This window comes from Dactylosporangium thailandense, from assembly GCF_059739745.1.
In genome coordinates this window covers 11,885,860-11,902,842 of the sequence record NZ_AP029195.1, presented here as the reverse complement: position 1 = coordinate 11,902,842, position 16,983 = coordinate 11,885,860, and the positions used below count along the sequence as shown (strand labels likewise).

Sequence of the window (16,983 nt, the reverse complement as noted above, 5' to 3'; positions counted from 1 at the left end):
CGCCCACCGCGGAGGCCGGGATTCCTGACGGGAGCAACGGTCGCGCCCACGACGGACCTGAGTCATGGATGTTTCGGGACTTTCGACTCGGACTTCCCACAACCGGGTCGCTTAGGGTGATCTTTGGGCGGTTGGCGGGAACCGGTCGCCCGCCCCGTGCGACTAAGGAAACGAACGCAACCGCACATCGCAGGAGGTTGGCCGCGTGTCGAAACGGCAGCGTGACTCGCGCGAGTATGCGCGGCGCATGCGCATGATCCAGGAGCGGTCCACCGCCCGGCGCGGCCGGATGCGGATCGCGTACTCCGCGATCGGGGCCGTGCTGCTGGTCTTCGTGGTGATGGGGCTGGTCAAGCTCGGCACCGCGGGCGGCGGCACGGAGGCGCCGAGCGCCCTGCCCACCGGCGCCTCGGCCGAGGCGGTCATCAGCGGGGTGACCTCGGTGCCGGCCACGACCCTCGACACCGTGGCCGCGGGCGAGAAGCCGGCCCTGCCGACCGCGCTGACGGGGCAGCCCGCGCTCACCGACGGCGGCAAGCCGCTGGTGCTCTACGTCGGCGCCGAGTACTGCCCGTTCTGCGCGGCCCAGCGCTGGCCGGTGGTCATCGCGCTGTCGCGGTTCGGCACGTTCAGCGGGCTGTCGCTCACGACGTCCGCGGCGGACGACACGTACCCCAACACGCCGACGCTGTCGTTCCACGGCGCCACGTACACGAGTCAGTATCTGGCGTTCCAGGGCGTCGAGACGACCACGAACAAGCGGGTCGGCGGGCAGTACGCGCCGCTCGACCAGCTCACCGCCGCGCAGCAGCAGGTGCTCGCCAAGTACAACGCGCCGCCCTACGTGCCCCAGGACTCGGCCGGGGCGATCCCGTTCATGGACTTCGCGAACAAGGCCATCCAGGCGGGCGCCTCCTACAGCCCGCAGCTGCTCGCGAACCACACGCACCAGCAGGTGCTCGACGCGATCAAGGACCCGAACAGCCAGCTCGGCCGGGCGATCGACGGCAGCGCCAACGCCATGACCGCCCTGCTGTGCAAGATCACCGGGAACCAGCCCGCGGAGGTGTGCTCCAGCGCGGCCGTGCGGGCCTACCAGGGGGAGTTCGCGAATGTCGGCCAGTGAGATCGAGCTCGACCGCAGCCTGGTCCAGCCGTGGGTGCCGCTGACGTCGCTGGTGCTCTCGATCGCCGGCCTCGGGATCTCGGTGTACCTCACGATCGAGCACTTCACCGCGTCCACGACGCTCGCCTGCCCGGACACCGGCGCGCTGAACTGCCTGAAGGTCACCACGTCCGAGCAGTCGGCGGTGTTCGGGATCCCCGTGGCCGTGCTCGGCCTCGTCTACTTCGTCGCGATGCTCGCGCTCTCGCCGGCCCCGCTGTGGCGCTCGTCGATGCCCGCGATCCGGATGGGCCGGCTGGCCCTCGCCGCGATCGGCGTGCTCTTCGTGTTCTACCTGGTGTTCGCGGAGCTGTTCACGCTGCACGCGATCTGCCTGTGGTGCACCGGGGTGCACGTGCTCGCGGTGGCGCTGTTCGCGGTGACGGCCGTCGGGACCGCCTACGCCGATCCGTCCGATCTGTAGGAACTTTCGGGGGGCGTGCGCCGACTACCCGCGGTACACGTCTCCCGAGAGGATGCTCCCGTCATGCGCCTGACCCACGTGGTCCGCGCCGGTGTCGCCGTCGCCGCGGCCGTCACCGCGGCGCTCGCCTTCCCCGCGCTCGCCTCCGCGCACGTCACGGTCAACCCGAACACCGCCGTCCAGGGCGGGTACACGAAGGTGACCTTCCGCGTGCCGAACGAGCGCGACGACGCCAGCACGACGAAGGTCGAGATCGCCATCCCGACCGACAAGCCGATCGCGTCGGTGTCGCTCAAGCCCGTGCAGGGCTGGACGGCGGCGACGGAGACGGCGAAGCTGGCGACGCCGGTGAAGACCGAGGGCGGCGCCGAGCTGACCGAGGCCGTCTCGAAGATCACGTGGACGGCGGACGCGAACTCGGCGATCAAGCCGCACCAGTTCCAGGAGTTCGACGTGTCCCTGGGCCCGCTGCCGCAGGTCGACCAGATCGTGTTCAAGGCCCTGCAGACGTACTCCAGCGGCGAGGTCGTGCGCTGGATCGACGAGCCCGCGGCGGGCGCCGAGGCCGAGCACCCGGCGCCGGTGCTGAAGCTGTCGAAGAAGACCGACACCGCCGCGGCCGCCGCGACGACCTCGGCCGGCCCGGCGGTGAACGCCGCCGACTCCTCGGCGTCGTCCTCCTCGTCCTCGGACGGCACCGCGATCGGACTGGGCATCGCCGGGCTGGTCCTGGGCCTGGCCGGACTGATCGTGGGCGTGCTGGCCTACCGCCGCTCCCCGTCCCCGAGCGCCTAGCCGGCGCATCGAAGGGGATTTTGTTCCGTAGGGCCACTTGGCTACATTGAACGGGTGGCGCGCTACGACCATATCGCGGACGTCCTGCGGCAGCGGATCTGCGGCGGAGAGCTGGCCGTCGGGGCGCTGATGCCCAGCGCCGACCAGATCGCCAAGGAGTTCGGGGTCGGGCGGGACACCGCGCTCAAGGCCGTCAAGATCCTGCGCAACGAGGGGCTGCTCGTCATCGGGCGGGACTGCAACATCCGGGTCGAGCGGCGGGCCGTGCAGGCCGTCGAGTCGCCCGGAAACGTGGTCGAGGCCGGCCCCGCCAGCGTGGTCCGGGCCCGCATGCCCACGCCCCGCGAGCGCGACGAGCTCGGGCTGCCCGACGGGGTGCCCGTGCTCGTCGTGCGCACCGGGGACGTCGAGGAGGTGCACCCGGCCGCGGGGACCGGGGTCCGGTGGCCGCGGCCCGGGGACTAGCTAGACGTTGTCGACCACGACCACGGTCACGTTGTCCCGGCCGCCGGCCAGCACCGCCCGGCGGACCAGCTCCTCCGCCGCCGCCTGCGGGTCGTCGCAGCCCGTCAGCACCGTGGCGATCTCGTCGTCGGTGAGCTCCAGCGGCAGGCCGTCCGAGCAGACCAGGAAGCGCTCCCCGGCCTCGGCCGTGCGCACCCACAGGTCCGGCCGCGGGCCCGGGTCGGTGCCCAGGGCGCGCGTGATCACGCCTCGGCGCATCGTCACCGCCTCGGGGGCCACGTGGTCGATCGTGAGCTGGTCGAGGGCGCCGGCGGCGAAGCGGTACACCCGCGAGTCCCCGACGTTGAAGATGATCCAGCATTCGTCGCCGTCGACCTTGCCCAGGCACAGGCCGGCGGCCGTGGTGCCCATGCCGCCCTGGGTCGGGTCCGCCGCGGCCGCGGCCAGGATGTCGGCGTTGGCCTGGACGATCTCGTCGCGGATGTCGAGGGGGCCCGGGCCCGCGACGCCGTCCAGGCGCTCCAGGGCCGTGACCGCCAGGTGGCTGGCGACGTCGCCGGCCGCGTGGCCGCCCATGCCGTCGGCCACGGCGAAGATGCACTCGCCGACCAGTGCGCTGTCCTCGTTGCGGCGGCGGATCTTCCCGACGTCGGTCGCCTTGCCGGCCCGGATTGTCGCCATCAGCCCTCCACCGCCATCGAAACCACGAACGCCATCAAGATCCCACTATCGTCAAGATCGCACCATCGCCGAAACGACCGGACACGACGGACTGCCCGGCGCCCATCAGACTCCCACCGGCTGCGCGAGCAGCGACAGGAGGCGGGCGACGACGGCCGCACGGGCCAGGGGGCGGCCCGGGTCCGGTCGTTCCAACGAGTCGGACATGAACCAGGCACCGGCGGCGCTGCGGGCGACCGCGACGCCGGACTCGTCGGCCGCGCCGGCCTGGGTGCGGATGAGCACCGTGGCCGCGCCGTCGCCGGAGGTGCACAGGTCCAGGAACCGGATCACGGGCGCCGACAGGGGCTCGGTCGCGTCGATCAGCTCGACGGAGAAGAGCCCGTAGGAGCCCGGGTAGACCGCGAGCCGGCCGGTCACGCCGGAGAACAGGTGCACCACGACGGGGCGCTCGTCCAGCCAGCCGGCCGCCTCGGTGCTCGTGTGCCGGGTCGCCAGGGCCGCGATCGCGCCCTGCACGAACTCGCCGGGCCGCACGCCGCTGTCGTCGAGCCGGCACAGGTCCCGCGCGACGAGGGAGGCGACCCCGGAGGCGACCACGATCCCGGTGGAGACCCCGGGCTGGAAGTTGAGCCGGCGGCGCACGTCGTCGACCTCGACCCCGCGCTCGGCCGCGGAGCGCAGCACGAACTCCAGCTCCGCGAACGTCAGCGTCACCGGCCCGCCGGCCTGCTCGCCGGTGGGCTGGTCCGCGCGGTGGTCCGCCATCGCCGTTGCTTGCTCCCTCAAACCGCTGAGATTACCGGGGGCCGCAAACCCGGCGCGACCCGGTTGCGCCCTTCGCGCTTCGCCTCGTACAGCGCCACGTCCGCGGCCTCGACGAGCTCCTCCGGCTCGCCCCCTCCGCCGGGCCGCGCGGCCGCCACGCCGACGCTCACGGTGACGACGCCGGGGCCGGTGCGCAGGTGCGGCTCGCCGAGCCCCTCGACCCCCGCCCGCAGCCGCTCGGCGGCCACGCAGGCGCTGGTCAGGTCGGTGTCGGGCAGCACCACCGCGAACTCCTCGCCGCCGAGCCGGGCGACGAGGTCGGTGGCGCGCACGGTGCGCCGCAGGACGCCGGCGACCTTGCGCAGGCAGGCGTCCCCGCCCGGATGGCCGAAGTGGTCGTTGTACAGCTTGAAGTGGTCGATGTCGATCATGGCGACGGCGAGCGTCCCGTCGTTGCGCGCGGCCCGGCGCCACTCCTCGCCGAGGCCGTCGGTGAACTTGCGCCGGTTGGCCAGGCCGGTCAGCGGGTCGGTGATGCTGAGCAGGGCCAGCCGCTCGTTCGCGGCCTCCAGGGCCTCGGTGCGCTCGGCGACCTTGCGCTCCAGCGACGCGTACAGCAGCGCGTTGTCCAGCGACACGGCCAGCTGCCCGGCGATGAGGTCGACGGCGTCGAGGCGGTCGCCGGTGAACGCGCCGCGGCTGAGCCGGTTCTCCAGCACCAGCATGGCCCGCGGCTGGCCGTGCACGACGACCGGCAGGACCATGAGCGAGCAGGCGTCGAGGCCGGTGAGGTACGGGTCGCGGGCGAACCGGCCGTCCTGGCACGCGTCGGCGACCACGAGCGGCTCCCGGACCCGGTCGGCGTAGCGCACGGCGGTGACCGGCAGCAGCCCGGCCGCGCCGGCGTCCTCGAGGCTCTGCTCCCCCGCGTCGGTCGACAGCCGCCAGGCGCGCGCGTCCGGATCCCACAGCAGCAGCCGTACCGCCGAGGCCCCCGTCATCGCGCTGAGCACCTCGGCGACCTGGTCCCGGAGCCGGTCGAGGCTGGTCTGCGAGCTCAGCGCCCGCGAGGCCGCGAGCACCGCCATGAGGTCGATCGCGTCGCTGGTCACCAGCCCGTCTACGGACCCGCCGTGGCCGACGGACCCGCCGCGCCCGCCGGCCGGCTCGCCCGCCATCGCGAGCGCCTTGCCGCGGGCGCCCCAGGCCGCGTAGAGCCCCCGGGCCTCGTCCAGCAGGGCCCGGCCCGTGTGCGTGAGCCCGGCGGCGAGGTGGGCCAGGCCGGCGCGCTCGGTGATGTAGGCGCGATGCCACGGGCGGGGCACGGGCGGTACGACATCCAGGGCTCGTTGAAACGCGCGCAGCGCGTCGAGCGGATCCGGGCACCGCTCGGCGTCGACGAGCGCGGCCAGGTGCGCGAACGTGCCCGGCGACTCCCCGGCCCGCTGCCGCAGCCAGCCGTGGACCCGCTCGAGCTCGTCGGGGTCGCCGTCCGGGGCGCGGCTCAGGGCGAGGGCGCGCACGAGGTGCGCGGTGGCGGTCGTGTAGATGCCGGGGATGGCGCCGAGCATCGTCATCGCCGTCGCGCTGTGCTCCCGCAGGGCGTGCTCGTCACCCATGAGGGCGCCCTCCAGCGCGCGGTACACGTGGAAGTTCGCGAGCCCGACCGGCTGCTTGGCGTAGTCCGGCTCGGGTCCGCGCGGCTCCCCGCGCAGGGTCCGCAGCAGCTGCGCGAACGGCTCGTAGCTGATCAGGCCGATCTCGTTGCGGGTCCGCTCGGCCAGCGCCAGGCCGGCGTCGATCTCGGCCGCCCACGCGTCCAGGGTCGGCGCGCAGTCGAGCAGGGCCGCGATCGAGAAGTCGTACGCGAAGCAGGCGTACTGCACGTCCCCGGTGTGCAGCACCTCCTCCCGCGCCCGGGCCAGGGTCGCGACGTTGGCCTCCAGCGGCTCGAACCACGGCTGCACGAACCCGGCGAAGACGTAGCGGACGCGGGCGGCGCCGACCACGTACCCGCGGTCCTCCCCCACCGCGAGCACGTGCCGGGCCACGTCGTACGCCGTGCGGTAGTCCTGCCCCATCGCGATGACCACGGTCGGAATGCGGCCCAGCCCGGCCATGAGCGACGGGCTCGGTCCGTGCTCGACCCAGCGCCGGTGGCTCTCGAGCACGACCCAGATGAACGCCATCCGGTCGCAGAAGAACGCCGGCGACAGCATCTTCTCGAGGATCTTGCCGATCCCGGCGAGGGTCGGGTCGCGCCGCTCGGGCCGGTCGTCGCGGCCCCGCGCGACCTCGGCCGCCCACCGGGCCAGGTCCCGCAGCCGCTCGCCGAGGGTGTCGCCGAGGTTCCCGGGCCGGGTGACGCCGAGCCGGGCCAGGAGCCGCTCGCCGAGCGCGACGGCCTCGGGTGAGCGGTGCCGGTTGGTGAGGCTGTAGATCTGCACGCAGGTGGCGTCGACGAGCTCCAGCGGGTCGGTGCCGCACCGCTCCAGCTCGGCGAAGAGGTCGTCGGCCTCGGCGAGGCGGCCCACCTGGTAGAGGGTGGCGTGCAGCTCGGTGAGCAGCTGCGGGTCGTGCTCGTCGCCGAGGTCCTGCGCGGCGAGCAGGAACCGCTCGGCGACGCCGCCGTTCATGAGCCGGATCGCCCCGGCCGCGGCCCGGAACAGCCCGGCGACGCGGGCCTTCTCGGCCGGGTCGTCGAGCAGGTCGACGGCCTGCAGGTACTGCTCGGCGGCGAGGTTGCCCTCCCCGACCCGCCGCGCGATGCTCAGGTGCCGGGCGCGGCGCTGGTCGGGGGCGAGCATCCGGTACGCGGCCTGCTGCACCCGGTCGTGGCGGAACCGCACGACGTCGCGCTGCTCCTCGAGCACCAGCAGCCCGTCCTCCAGCGCCGGCACGAGCGCGTCCGGGTCCTCGACGTCGCCGAGCTCGACCTCGCCGCCGAGGCAGGCCAGGGACTGCACGGCGTCGCGGGCCGCCGGCGGCAGCGCGCCGATGCGGGCCACGACGAGGTCGAGGACGTCGGTGGCGCCGATGTGGCCGCGCACCGCCCCGGGGTCCCAGCGCCAGCCCTCGGCCTCCAGGGTGAGCACCCGGTCGCGGCGCAGGGCGTTGACGAGCTCGACGGTGTCGTACGGGTTGCCGCCGGTGTGCCGCCCGACGGCCGCGGCGAGCTCGGCGGCCCGCACCGGCTCCAGGCGCAGCATCTCGCCGAGGAATTCGGCCAGGTCGGCCGGGGGCAGGTTCGCCAGGCGCAGCACCGCCGGGGCGCCCGGCTGGCGGGCCCAGCGCGCCTGGGTGGCGGCGAGCGGGTGGGCCTCGTCGACCTCGGCGTCGCGGTAGGCGCCGACGACGAGGACGCCCTGCAGCGTGGTGTCGGACAGGATGGCGTCGATGACCCCGATCGGGAAGGCGCCGGCCCACTGCAGGTCGTCGACGACCATGACGACCGGGTGCACCGGCGAGGCGACGGCCCGCAGGACGTCCACGGCGGCCTGCTGCAGCCGCGAGCCGGTCTCCAGCTCCGTGGTGTCCGGCTCGGGTTCGGCGCCGAGCAGGACGGCGAACTCCGGCAGCGCCCCCGCCAGGAGCCCGGCGTTGGGGCCGAGGGCGTCGCGCAGCCGCGGGCCGAGGTCCTGCCCGGCCTCGGCGAGCAGCAGCCGGGCGAGGGCGCGCATCGACTGGCGCACGGCGTCGGAGTCGGGGTCGCGGCGGTACTGGTCGAACTTGCCCGTGACGAACCAGCCGCCGCTCGCGGTGACCAGCGGCCGCAGCTCGTCGATGAGGGCCGTCTTGCCGACCCCGGGCGCCCCGGCGGCGAGCAGCCCGCGGGTCCGGCCGGCCAGGGCGTCGGCGAACGCGCGGTGCAGCGCCTCGACCTCCCGCTCACGGCCGATCAGCCGCGACGGCGGGCTGAGGCGCCGGGCGAAGTCCCGCTCGCCGAGCACGGCCGGGCGGGTGCGCAGGTCGTGCAGAAGCCCCTCCGCGCTCTGGTACCGCCGGTCGGGCTCCTTCTCCAGGAGCTTGGCGATGATCGGCCCGAGCTCGCCGCCGGCCGGGGCGGGCGCGGTGGCGAGGTGGTCGTGGACGAGCTGCAGGGCGGTGCCGGCCGGGAACGGGGGGTGGCCGGTGGCGTACTCGTAGAGGGTGGCGCCGAGCGAGTACAGGTCGGCGCGGTGGTCGACGGGCCGCCCGGTGCGGCCGGTCTGCTCGGGCGCCAGGTAGGCGAGGTTCCCGGCGATCTCGTGCTGATGCGTGAATCCGGGCCGCTCCTCGGCGAACGTGGTGGCAAGATCGAAGTCGACCAGCAGCGGCCCGCGGGCGGTGGCGTAGATGTTGGCCGGGTTGACGTTCTTGTGCACGACGCCGCGGTCGTGGACGGCGGCGAGGATCCGCGCCAGCCCCTCGGCCAGCTCGCCGAGCCGCCGCGGGGTCTGCCGGCCGGCGACCGGCTCCCCGCCGAGGTCGGCCAGCAGCAGGCAGGTCCCGTCGCACGGCTCCAGCAGGACCGGCACGCCGTCGACGCCGGCGAGGCGCGCCAGGATAATGCCCTCGCGGCGCAGGCGGTCGCCGGCGTCCTCGTCGCCGGCCCAGGCCTTGCGCACCGCGGGGCGGCCGCCGGGCAGCGTGACGGGCGTGAGCGTCTTCGCTCCCGTGCGCGGGAGCGCGCCCAGCCGTCCGGCCGCCTCAGGGTGCACACGGTCCCCATCGACCGCCCCGGCCGGGACTTGACCGTTTTGTCCGCCGTTGCTGGTTTACGCCGCCGTGGCCGATCGAGGCGCCTCACACCGGCCGGTACGAGCAGTGCCGCCCCGTGTGCACGGTCTCGCGCAGGTGCCGGCCCAGCCCCGCGTCCGACTCCTCGACCCGGGCGATCGCGCGGCGGATCGCCTTGCCGACCGCGACCCGCGCCCGCTCCGCGTTGTCGACGAAGCGCCGGCTCCGGCCGCCGATGCCCACGCTGCCCGCCAGCTCGGCCATGAGGGCATCGCTCTCCAGCCGGGCGGCCTCCGCGCGGCGGCGGTCCGAGGTGGACTCCATCTCCGCGCGCAGGTCGGCGACGCGGGTGCGGTACCGCCGCATCGCCTCCTGGTCGAGGACCGCCTGCGGGGACGTGCGCGCGCCCATGGCCTGGGCCAGGCCGGTGACGCCCATCGCCAGCTCGACGGCGGGGATCTCGGTGCCGGGGTTGGCGAGCAGGACCGCGAGGTGCAGCATGCCCACGCTGTTCTCCACGAGCACCGACCGCTCGCCCCAGGTCAGGCGCCAGTGCTGCCGCTCGCGCACGCAGGTGGCCCGGTCGGGCTGGCCGGGGCCGAGCCGGTCCAGGGCGCACCGGGACGCCTCGGCGGCCGGCCAGTGGCCGAGCGCGCGGTTGTGCTCGACGGCCCGGGTCAGATGCTCCACCGCCAGGTCACGGCGGCCGAAGACGCCGGCGGCCACGCCGAGCGCGTGGTGTACCGACCCGAAGCACGCGATCCCGAGACTGACCATCGCCGGCCGCTCCGCGTGCGGCAGCAGCAGCTCGTAGGCCTCGGCGGCCAGGTCGGCGTCGCCGACGAGCCGGGCCGCCTCGACGATGCCGTGCATGGTGACCAGCCAGCTGCCCGAGCGCGGGAGCTCCTTGAGCGACGGGTCGCGCAGCCGGGCCAGCGCGTGCGCGGCGGTGCGCAGGTCGCCGGCCTCGGCCGCGGCGACGGCGTGCACCGCGTAGTACGCGTTGTCCACCGCGGACAGCGTCGGCTCGTGCACCATCCGGTCGAGCATCGGACGCAGCTCCGGCAGCCGGCCCTGGTACCAGCGGATGGCCACGAGGTGCGCCCCGTACCAGCCGGCGGCGTCGGCGTCCCCGGCCCGGCCGCCGTGCTCGAAGCACGCCTGCGCGGCCCGCTCGGCCTCGTCGAACCGCCCGCCGCGGATCTCGCGCATGACGTCCATCGCGTCGGCGACGTAGCCGACGGCGAGGTGCGGCCGCTCGGCGAGCAGGCGGCGCAGCTCGCCGAGGCGCCGCTCGGCGTGCCGGTCGCCGTCGAGGAACAGGTCGGCGGTGATCCACAGCAGGCCCATGACGAGGTCGCCGCGGCGGCCGGTGCGGGTGCTCACGCCGAGCAGCTCCACGGCGATCTCGCGGCGCAACAGCCGCTGCTCGGGGCCGAGCAGGCAGTGGTGCGCCAGGCTGAGCGCCTCGGCGTGGGCGACGGGGTCGCCGTGCGCGCGGGCATCCTCGAGCACGGCGAGGACGGCGTCGCTGCGGCCCTCGCGGTAGTCGCGCTCGGCGGCGAGGCGGGCCCGCAGGCGCAGGGCCGTGGCCCCCTCCGGATCGACCAGCCCCAGCAGCCGGCTCAGGCGCTGCTCCAGCACGGCCGCCCCGGCGCCGGTGCGATGCTCGTGCACCCAGACGCCCGCGAACCCGAGCGCGGCCTCGGCCATGCCGGCCACGTCCCCGGCCGCCTCGGCGCACGCGTACGCGGCGTCGAAGCACCGGCGTGCGGTCTGCAGGTCCCCGTCGGCGTGCAGCGCGCGCAAGCCCTCGGCGACCGGTTGTGCGATGTCAGTCTCGACGCATCCAAGCGCGCCGGAACCCGACGTCATTGCGGTTCTCCAACCTCTGCCCGCGCCCATCATCGTCCACCGGCACGGGTTCGGCTCGTCCCCGACGGGTTCTCGACAGACTGCAACCGAACGGGCGGGCCGTCGATCCGCCCCGGCCGCCGGTACGCTGCGCCCGTGGATACTCCGGACGTGGTGCTGCGGCCGGTGACGGCCGCCGATCTGTGGCTGCTGGAACGACAGGCCGACGATCCCGAGACCGGCGGCGGGTTCAACTGGTCCGGGTACCGCGACATCGCCGCGACCCGCCGCCGCTTCGACGAGAACCGGCTCATCGGCCCGGACGCCGGGTGCCTGATCGTGCAGCTGGACGGGGCCTCCGGCCCGGTCACAGCGGGAACCGTGCACTGGAGCCGCAACACCTACGGGGTGCCGATCTGGGCGTGCTGGACCATCGGCATCCAGCTGCTGCCCGAGTTCCGGGGCCGGGGCGCGGGCACGGCCTCGCAGCGGATGCTGGCCGCGTACCTGTTCGGCACGACGCCGGTCGAGCGCGTGGAGGCGTACACCGACGTGGAGAACGTCGCCGAGCAGCGGGCGCTGGAGAAGGCCGGGTTCACCCGCGAGGGCGAGATCCGCGCGTCGCAGTTCCGCGAGGGCCGGTGGCGCAGCCTGTACCTGTACTCGATGGTGCGCGCCGAGTACGCCGGCGACCCGCGCCCGTAGCCCGTCGCGCCCGGCCGATCAGGGACGCGGCAGGCCGGCCTGGGCCGCGACCAGCCGGCCCATGAGGGCGACGAGCGCGCGCACGTCGCCGTCCGGCCAGCCGGCGGTCAGGTCGCGCAGCACCTCGTCCTGCCAGGCGTGCGCGTGCGCGAGCAGGTCCTCGCCCGCGGCGGTGACGGTGACCGCGGTCGCGGCGCCGACGCCCCGGGGCGCGCGCCGCAGCAGCAGCCCGAGCCGCTCGGCCCGGGCGACGAGCCGGCTCGCGCCGGACTGGTCGAGGCCGAGCTCGCGGGCCACGTCGTTGACCGACGGCGGGCCGGCGCCGCGGCCGGTCAGCGCGGTGACCGCCTCGAGCACCATGACGTCGCGGCCCCGGTCGGGGTCGGCGCCGGTCCAGCGGCGCGACCAGAACCGCACGAACGCGAACAACACCCGGCCGCCGCCCGGCTCCATGGACCGCACCCCCTTGTCGCCCCGCATGCAAAACGCATACGGTGAGGCCATGGTAGAGGACGCGATCAACGCCTGGCACGACGCGGTCAACCGCCGGGACCCGGATGCGGCCCGCGCCGCCGTCACCGATCCCGTCGACGTCTCGGGGCCGCGCGGGGCCGGCCCGATCACGGCCGACGCGTTCGCCGAGTGGGTCACCCGCTCGGGCATCGCCCTGCGGGCGGTCTCGTGGCATCCCGCCGGGGCCGGCGCGATGGTCGTCGAGCAGGACGCCGACTGGGACGGCGGGGCGGCGGCCCGGGTCGCGACGTTGTTCCGGGTCCGCGGCGGGCGGGTCGCCGTGGCGCACCGGTTCGGCTCGCTGGCCGAGGCCCTCGCCTCAGCGCAGGCGGGCTGAGAGGGCGGCCGACACCTCGTCGACCCGCTCCGCCGGGACGACCAGGCCGGGCGCCGGGCGGAGCAGGCTGAAGATCCCCGGGCCGCGCGCCGGGTCCGGGAGGTCCGCGGCCCGCGGGACCAGGTGGAAGTGCACGTGCGCGAAGCCCTCCGCCTCCGAGAACTGGGCCACGTACGTCTTCACGCAGCCCGTCACCTCGTGCAGGGCCCGCGACAGCCGCACCTGCCACGTGCCCAGCGCCGCGGCCTCGGCATCCGTCAGCTCGGCGATCGACAGCACGTGCCGGCGCGGAACCAGGATCAGCCAGCCCGCGACGCCGGTGTCGAAGGCGTGCGCCACCCGCCAGTGCTCGTCCACGGCGATCCGCTCGCGCAACGGAAGGTCGGAGCGTGCGTTCTGCGTACAGCTGAAACAGCTCACGACATGTCCCACCGTTCGAGGTCACGCAGCCAGGCGTTCGCGTTGCCGTCCGACGGGGCCCGCCAGTCGCCGCGCGGGGACAGGGAGCCGCCCGCCGAGACCTTCGGGCCGTTGGGCAGGGCGGAGCGCTTGAACTGGGCGAAGCCGAAGAACCGCCGGCAGAACACCTCGAGCCAGTGCCGGATCTCCGGCAGGTCGTAGGCGACGCGCCGGTGGTCCGGGAAGTGCACCGGCCACGCGCCGGCGTCGGCGTCGCGCCACGCGTGCCAGGCCAGGAAGGCGATCTTCGAGGGGCGCATCCCGAAGCGCAGCACGTGGAACAGCGTGAAGTCCTGCAGCGCGTACGGGCCGACCTTCGACTCCGAGGACTGCAGCTCCTCCCCCGGCACGAGCTCGGGGCTGATCTCCTGCTCGACGATCACCGAGAGGATCTTGGCGACCTCGTCGGTGAACTGCCCGCTCGCGGCCACCCAGCGGATCAGGTGCTGGATGAGCGTCTTGGGCACCCCGCCGTTGACGTTGTAGTGGCTCATGTGGTCGCCGACGCCGTACGTCGACCAGCCCAGCGCCAGCTCCGAGAGGTCCCCGGTGCCCAGCACGATGCCGCCGCGGTGGTTGGCGATCCGGAACAGGTAGTCGTACCGCAGCCCGGCCTGCACGTTCTCGAACGTCACGTCGTAGACGGGCTCGCCCGCGGCGAAGGGGTGCCCGAGCTCGGCGAGCATGAGCCGCGCCGTGGGGGTGATGTCGAGCTCGTGCACGCTGACGCCCAGGGCCCGCATCAAGGCGAAAGCATTGTCCTTGGTACCGCTCGACGTGGCGAAACCCGGCATGGTGTACGCCAGGATGTCCGTGCGCGGGCGGCCGGCCCGGTCCATCGCGCGCGCGGCCACGATGAGCGCGTGGGTCGAGTCGAGCCCGCCGGAGACCCCGATGACGACCTTGGGTTCGCCGATCGCGGCGAGGCGCTGGCGCAGGCCGGCGACCTGGATGTTGTACGCCTCGTAGCAGTCCAGCGCGAGCCGCTCCACGTCGGCGGGCACGAACGGGAAGCGCTCGACCACGCGGCGCAGCCCGAGGTCGGTGTCGGGCGGGGCGAGCGTGAACGCGATGCGCCGGAAGCCGCCCGTGCGCTCCTCGTGGGTGCGCCGGTTGTCCTCGAACGTGCCCATCCGCTGGCGCTCCTGGCGCAGCAGGTCCAGGTCGACGTCGGCGACGGCGTGCCGCTCGCCGTCGGGGAAGCGCTCGGTCTCGGCCAGCAGCGACCCGTTCTCGTAGATCATCGTCTGGCCGTCCCACGACAGGTCGGTCGTGGACTCGCCGAGGCCGGCGGCGGCGTACACGTACGCGGCCAGGCACCGCGACGACGCCGACCGGCACAGCAGCCGGCGGTCCTCGGCCCGGCCGACGGTGATCGGGCTGCCGGAGAGGTTCGCGAGCACCGTCGCCCCGGCGAGCGCGGCCTCGGCGCTCGGCGGGACGGGCACCCACATGTCCTCGCACACCTCCACGTGCAGGACGAACGCCGGCAGGTCCTCGGCGGCGAAGAGCAGGTCGGGCCCGAACGGCACGTCCGCTCCCCCGACCCGGATCGTCCCGCCCCGCTCGGCGTCGCCCGCGGTGAGCTGGCGGGCCTCGTAGAACTCGCGGTAGTTCGGCAGGTATGACTTGGGCGCGACGCCGAGCAGGCGGCCGCGGTGCACGACGGCCGCGCAGTTGTAGACGCGCCCCCGGTGCCGCAGCGGCGCCCCGACGACGAGCACCGGCAGCAGATCGGCGGATCCGGCCACGACCTGCGCGAGCGCGTCCTCGACCCCGTCGAGCACGGCGTCCTGCAGGAGAAGATCCTCGATGCTGTACCCGCTGAGGCCGAGCTCCGGGAAGACGGCGAGGGCGACCCCCTCGTCCGAGCACTCCCGCGCCTGCCGCAGGATCGCCGCGGCGTTGGCGGGCGGGTCGGCGATGGCGGTCCGCCCGGTGCAGGCGGCCACCCGGGCGAAGCCGTGGGCGTAGATCGAGCGGAAGTTCACGGTCCCATCATGGTCCAGCCGCGCCCACGGCCGGCACGGGTCCCGCCCGCACCGGCCGTGATGTCGGCCTCAGCGCTTGACGGCGCCGCGCTCGATGGCGCAGGTGAGGTGGCCCGCGTACGCGCGGTACTCGGCCGTCGGCGCCACCACGTTGCCGTCGGCGTCGATCGCCTGGCGCAGGATCGACAGGCAGGAGGTGCCCGCGGGGATGTCGCCGCTCCAGCGCTGCCCGGAGCGCAGGGCGAGCTGCCCGTTGCTGGTGCCCGGGAACGGCGAGAAGGTCTCGTTGCCGGTGCTGTACCACACGCGCAGCCCGTACACCTGCCCCGTGTCGTTGCAGAAGTTCAGCCACGCCGGTCGCGGGTCGGCCAACCCCGCCTGCACCGGCGGGATCGTCAGCGAGGTGACACCCTCGCGCTCGATGTTGATCGGACCGAACGAAGCGCCCATGTCGTCGTCATCCTCCTCGTCGCCGCCGCCGAGTCCAGCGCCGATCGTCTGCCAGGGTTGAGTGCCGTCCGCCCGCGCGTCGCCGACGACGGACAGGTGGCCGTGCGTGAAGTGCCGGTCGCCGTTCTTGGGGTTGTAGGGCCGCCAGGTCCAGGCCCCGTACCCGCTGACCGCATAGCTGGAGAACATCTGCCCGTTGGAGATGCCGTACTTCACCCGGCCGTCGTGCGAGCGCCGGATGTCGTCGAGCACCCGGTGGGCATCGAGCCCGAGGTCGGGCCGGTTGGGGAAGTCCGCCGCGGTGACGATCTGGTTTCCCCAGCCGGGAAAGTTGTGCGGCGAGTGGTCGGACGTCGGATCATGGGCCGCGTCGCCGATCAGCCCCCACTCGTCGGCCCCGGTCCCGGGCGGCCGCGCGCGAGGCGCCCCGGCTTGCAACTGTTGGTGGAGGACCAGCAACGAGCGTGCGGCTCTCCATGCCATCGCTACCTCCTGCTGTAGGTATCGACGCCGACGCTAGCCGCACCGCGCACCGCCCGCACACTTCCAAGGGCCGGGCCGCTCAGTCCTCCTGCCGGTGCTCCACGGTCTCGACCCGGGCGATGAGCAGCTTGAGCCGGGCCACCTCCTCGGCGAGCGCGGTGTCCCCGGCGGCGGTGAGGCTGATCCAGGTGCGCCCGCGCTTGCCGGCGTAGCCCTTCTCGATCTCGATCAGCCCGGCCGCCTCCAGCACGCTCAGGTGCTTGGAGAGGTTGCCGGCGGTGAGGTCCAGCTGGGTGCGCAGGTAGCCGAACTCCGCCCGTCGCGCCTCGTGGGCGATGGTGAGGATGCCCAGCCGGACCCGCTGGTGGACCGTCTCGTCCAGCCCGTTGACGGGGTGCAGCGGCTCGTCGGTCATCGCCGCCGCCGGTCGGCCAGCCGGAAGCCGATGGCCCCCAGCAGCAGCACGGTGCCGTTGATGAACTGCTGCGGCAGGAACCAGGTGCTCTCCTGGCCCTGCCAGTGCCAGCCGAGGTCGATCGGCACCAGCACCACCGCCAGGTACGCGACCGTGAACACCAGCAGCCCGAGGTTGCGCTCCAGCCGGGCCAGCACGAGCAGCGCCACGCCGATCGTGCCCCACGGCGCGATGAGCCGGTCCACCACGAGGACCCACTCGGGCAGCCGCTGCGGATGGCTCGGGAAGTACAGGCGCGCGGCGATCCAGGCGGCGGTGAACAGCACGGTCAGCGCGATGCCGGTGATCGCGTAGGGCAGCACCCGGGCGCCCAGCCCCCGCTCCCGGGCGACCCGCACGTAGCAGACCGCGATCGCCGCGTAGGACAGCAGCAGGGCCGGGGGCCAGAAGAACAGCACGCCGCGGCGCCAGGACAAGGCGGGGTCGAAGAAGTACCAGTCGAACGGGATGGCGACGAACGTGACCACCGCCAGGACCAGCAGCGCGAACCAGGTCACCCGCTGATCGACGCGAACCCGGCGGGCGAGCCCCTGGGCCTCCGAGAGCAGCCGCCGCGGATCTTCCCCGGCGGGCACCGAATCAGTACTCATGCCAATAGGTTGGCACAGGAAACCTATTTTCGCCACCACCATCCGCCGCCGCGTCGAGGACGGAATCCGACCTATACGACGGCTAGCGTCGGCGGCACCGTCCCGCACG

The 16,983-nt window shown here is 74.2% G+C and carries 16 protein-coding genes; 6 read left to right on the top strand and 10 right to left on the bottom strand.

What is annotated here, in order from left to right:
• Positions 1-247 precede the first annotated feature (247 nt).
• The 4 genes from AC6JBM_RS53605 (at position 248) to AC6JBM_RS53590 (ending at position 2,849) form a co-directional block, all read left to right on the top strand.
• A complete protein-coding gene (locus tag AC6JBM_RS53605; protein WP_497981159.1) occupies positions 248-1,126 on the top strand; it encodes a DUF929 family protein in 879 nt (292 codons plus the stop codon).
• On the top strand, positions 1,113-1,589 hold the full coding sequence (locus AC6JBM_RS53600) for a vitamin K epoxide reductase family protein (RefSeq protein ID WP_350617301.1): 477 nt from the start codon (positions 1,113-1,115) through the stop codon (positions 1,587-1,589). Before AC6JBM_RS53605 ends, AC6JBM_RS53600 begins: the two co-directional genes overlap by 14 nt.
• A 63-nt stretch (positions 1,590-1,652) precedes the next feature.
• Positions 1,653-2,384, top strand: coding sequence for a YcnI family protein (locus AC6JBM_RS53595; RefSeq protein ID WP_350617299.1), 732 nt, complete (start codon positions 1,653-1,655; stop codon positions 2,382-2,384).
• 54 nt (positions 2,385-2,438) lie between these two features.
• Entirely contained in the window at positions 2,439-2,849 is a 411-nt protein-coding gene (locus AC6JBM_RS53590; RefSeq protein ID WP_497981158.1) for a GntR family transcriptional regulator, read from the top strand.
• Here AC6JBM_RS53590 and AC6JBM_RS53585 read toward each other — a convergent pair whose 3' ends face one another.
• The 4 genes from AC6JBM_RS53585 to AC6JBM_RS53570 form a co-directional block, all read right to left on the bottom strand.
• Positions 2,850-3,530: a PP2C family protein-serine/threonine phosphatase gene (locus tag AC6JBM_RS53585; RefSeq protein WP_497981157.1), complete on the bottom strand. Its 681-nt coding sequence runs from the start codon at positions 3,528-3,530 to the stop codon at positions 2,850-2,852.
• A 105-nt stretch (positions 3,531-3,635) separates the two neighbouring features.
• Entirely contained in the window at positions 3,636-4,319 is a 684-nt protein-coding gene (locus AC6JBM_RS53580) for a hypothetical protein (protein WP_350617293.1), read from the bottom strand.
• Complete coding sequence (locus AC6JBM_RS53575) at positions 4,316-8,998, bottom strand: diguanylate cyclase domain-containing protein (protein WP_497981156.1); 4,683 nt, start codon at positions 8,996-8,998, stop codon at positions 4,316-4,318. Before AC6JBM_RS53575 ends, AC6JBM_RS53580 begins: the two co-directional genes overlap by 4 nt.
• Before the next feature lie 85 nt (positions 8,999-9,083).
• Positions 9,084-10,892, bottom strand: coding sequence for a hypothetical protein (locus tag AC6JBM_RS53570; protein ID WP_497981155.1), 1,809 nt, complete (start codon positions 10,890-10,892; stop codon positions 9,084-9,086).
• A 135-nt stretch (positions 10,893-11,027) separates the two neighbouring features.
• On the opposite strand from AC6JBM_RS53570, the gene AC6JBM_RS53565 reads away from it, so the two are divergent.
• The gene (locus AC6JBM_RS53565; protein ID WP_497981154.1) at positions 11,028-11,576 is read left to right on the top strand and encodes a GNAT family N-acetyltransferase; all 549 of its coding nucleotides are present in this window, start codon (positions 11,028-11,030) and stop codon (positions 11,574-11,576) included.
• A gap of 18 nt (positions 11,577-11,594) precedes the next feature.
• On the opposite strand, the gene AC6JBM_RS53560 is transcribed toward AC6JBM_RS53565, so the two are convergent.
• Positions 11,595-12,056, bottom strand: coding sequence for a MarR family transcriptional regulator (locus AC6JBM_RS53560; protein WP_497981153.1), 462 nt, complete (start codon positions 12,054-12,056; stop codon positions 11,595-11,597).
• Between the two features lie 22 nt (positions 12,057-12,078).
• Here AC6JBM_RS53560 and AC6JBM_RS53555 point away from each other — a divergent pair, with 22 nt between their 5' ends.
• Positions 12,079-12,426, top strand: a complete 348-nt coding sequence (locus tag AC6JBM_RS53555) for a hypothetical protein (RefSeq protein ID WP_497981152.1) — start codon at positions 12,079-12,081, stop codon at positions 12,424-12,426.
• Here AC6JBM_RS53555 and AC6JBM_RS53550 read toward each other — a convergent pair.
• The 5 genes from AC6JBM_RS53550 to AC6JBM_RS53530 form a co-directional block, all read right to left on the bottom strand.
• The gene (locus AC6JBM_RS53550; protein ID WP_497981151.1) at positions 12,409-12,846 is read right to left on the bottom strand and encodes an HIT family protein; all 438 of its coding nucleotides are present in this window, start codon (positions 12,844-12,846) and stop codon (positions 12,409-12,411) included. The two genes, AC6JBM_RS53555 and AC6JBM_RS53550, sit on opposite strands and share 18 nt — an antisense overlap.
• Positions 12,843-14,876: an NAD(+) synthase gene (locus tag AC6JBM_RS53545; protein ID WP_497981150.1), complete on the bottom strand. Its 2,034-nt coding sequence runs from the start codon at positions 14,874-14,876 to the stop codon at positions 12,843-12,845. The genes AC6JBM_RS53550 and AC6JBM_RS53545 overlap by 4 nt, the downstream gene beginning before the upstream one ends.
• Positions 14,877-14,945: 69 nt before the next feature.
• Positions 14,946-15,809, bottom strand: coding sequence for a hypothetical protein (locus tag AC6JBM_RS53540; protein WP_497981149.1), 864 nt, complete (start codon positions 15,807-15,809; stop codon positions 14,946-14,948).
• Positions 15,810-15,888: 79 nt separating this feature from the next.
• A complete protein-coding gene (locus AC6JBM_RS53535) occupies positions 15,889-16,224 on the bottom strand; it encodes a transcriptional regulator (protein WP_497981148.1) in 336 nt (111 codons plus the stop codon).
• Positions 16,221-16,874: a hypothetical protein gene (locus AC6JBM_RS53530; protein WP_497981147.1), complete on the bottom strand. Its 654-nt coding sequence runs from the start codon at positions 16,872-16,874 to the stop codon at positions 16,221-16,223. Before AC6JBM_RS53530 ends, AC6JBM_RS53535 begins: the two co-directional genes overlap by 4 nt.
• Between the last annotated feature and the right edge of the window lie 109 nt (positions 16,875-16,983).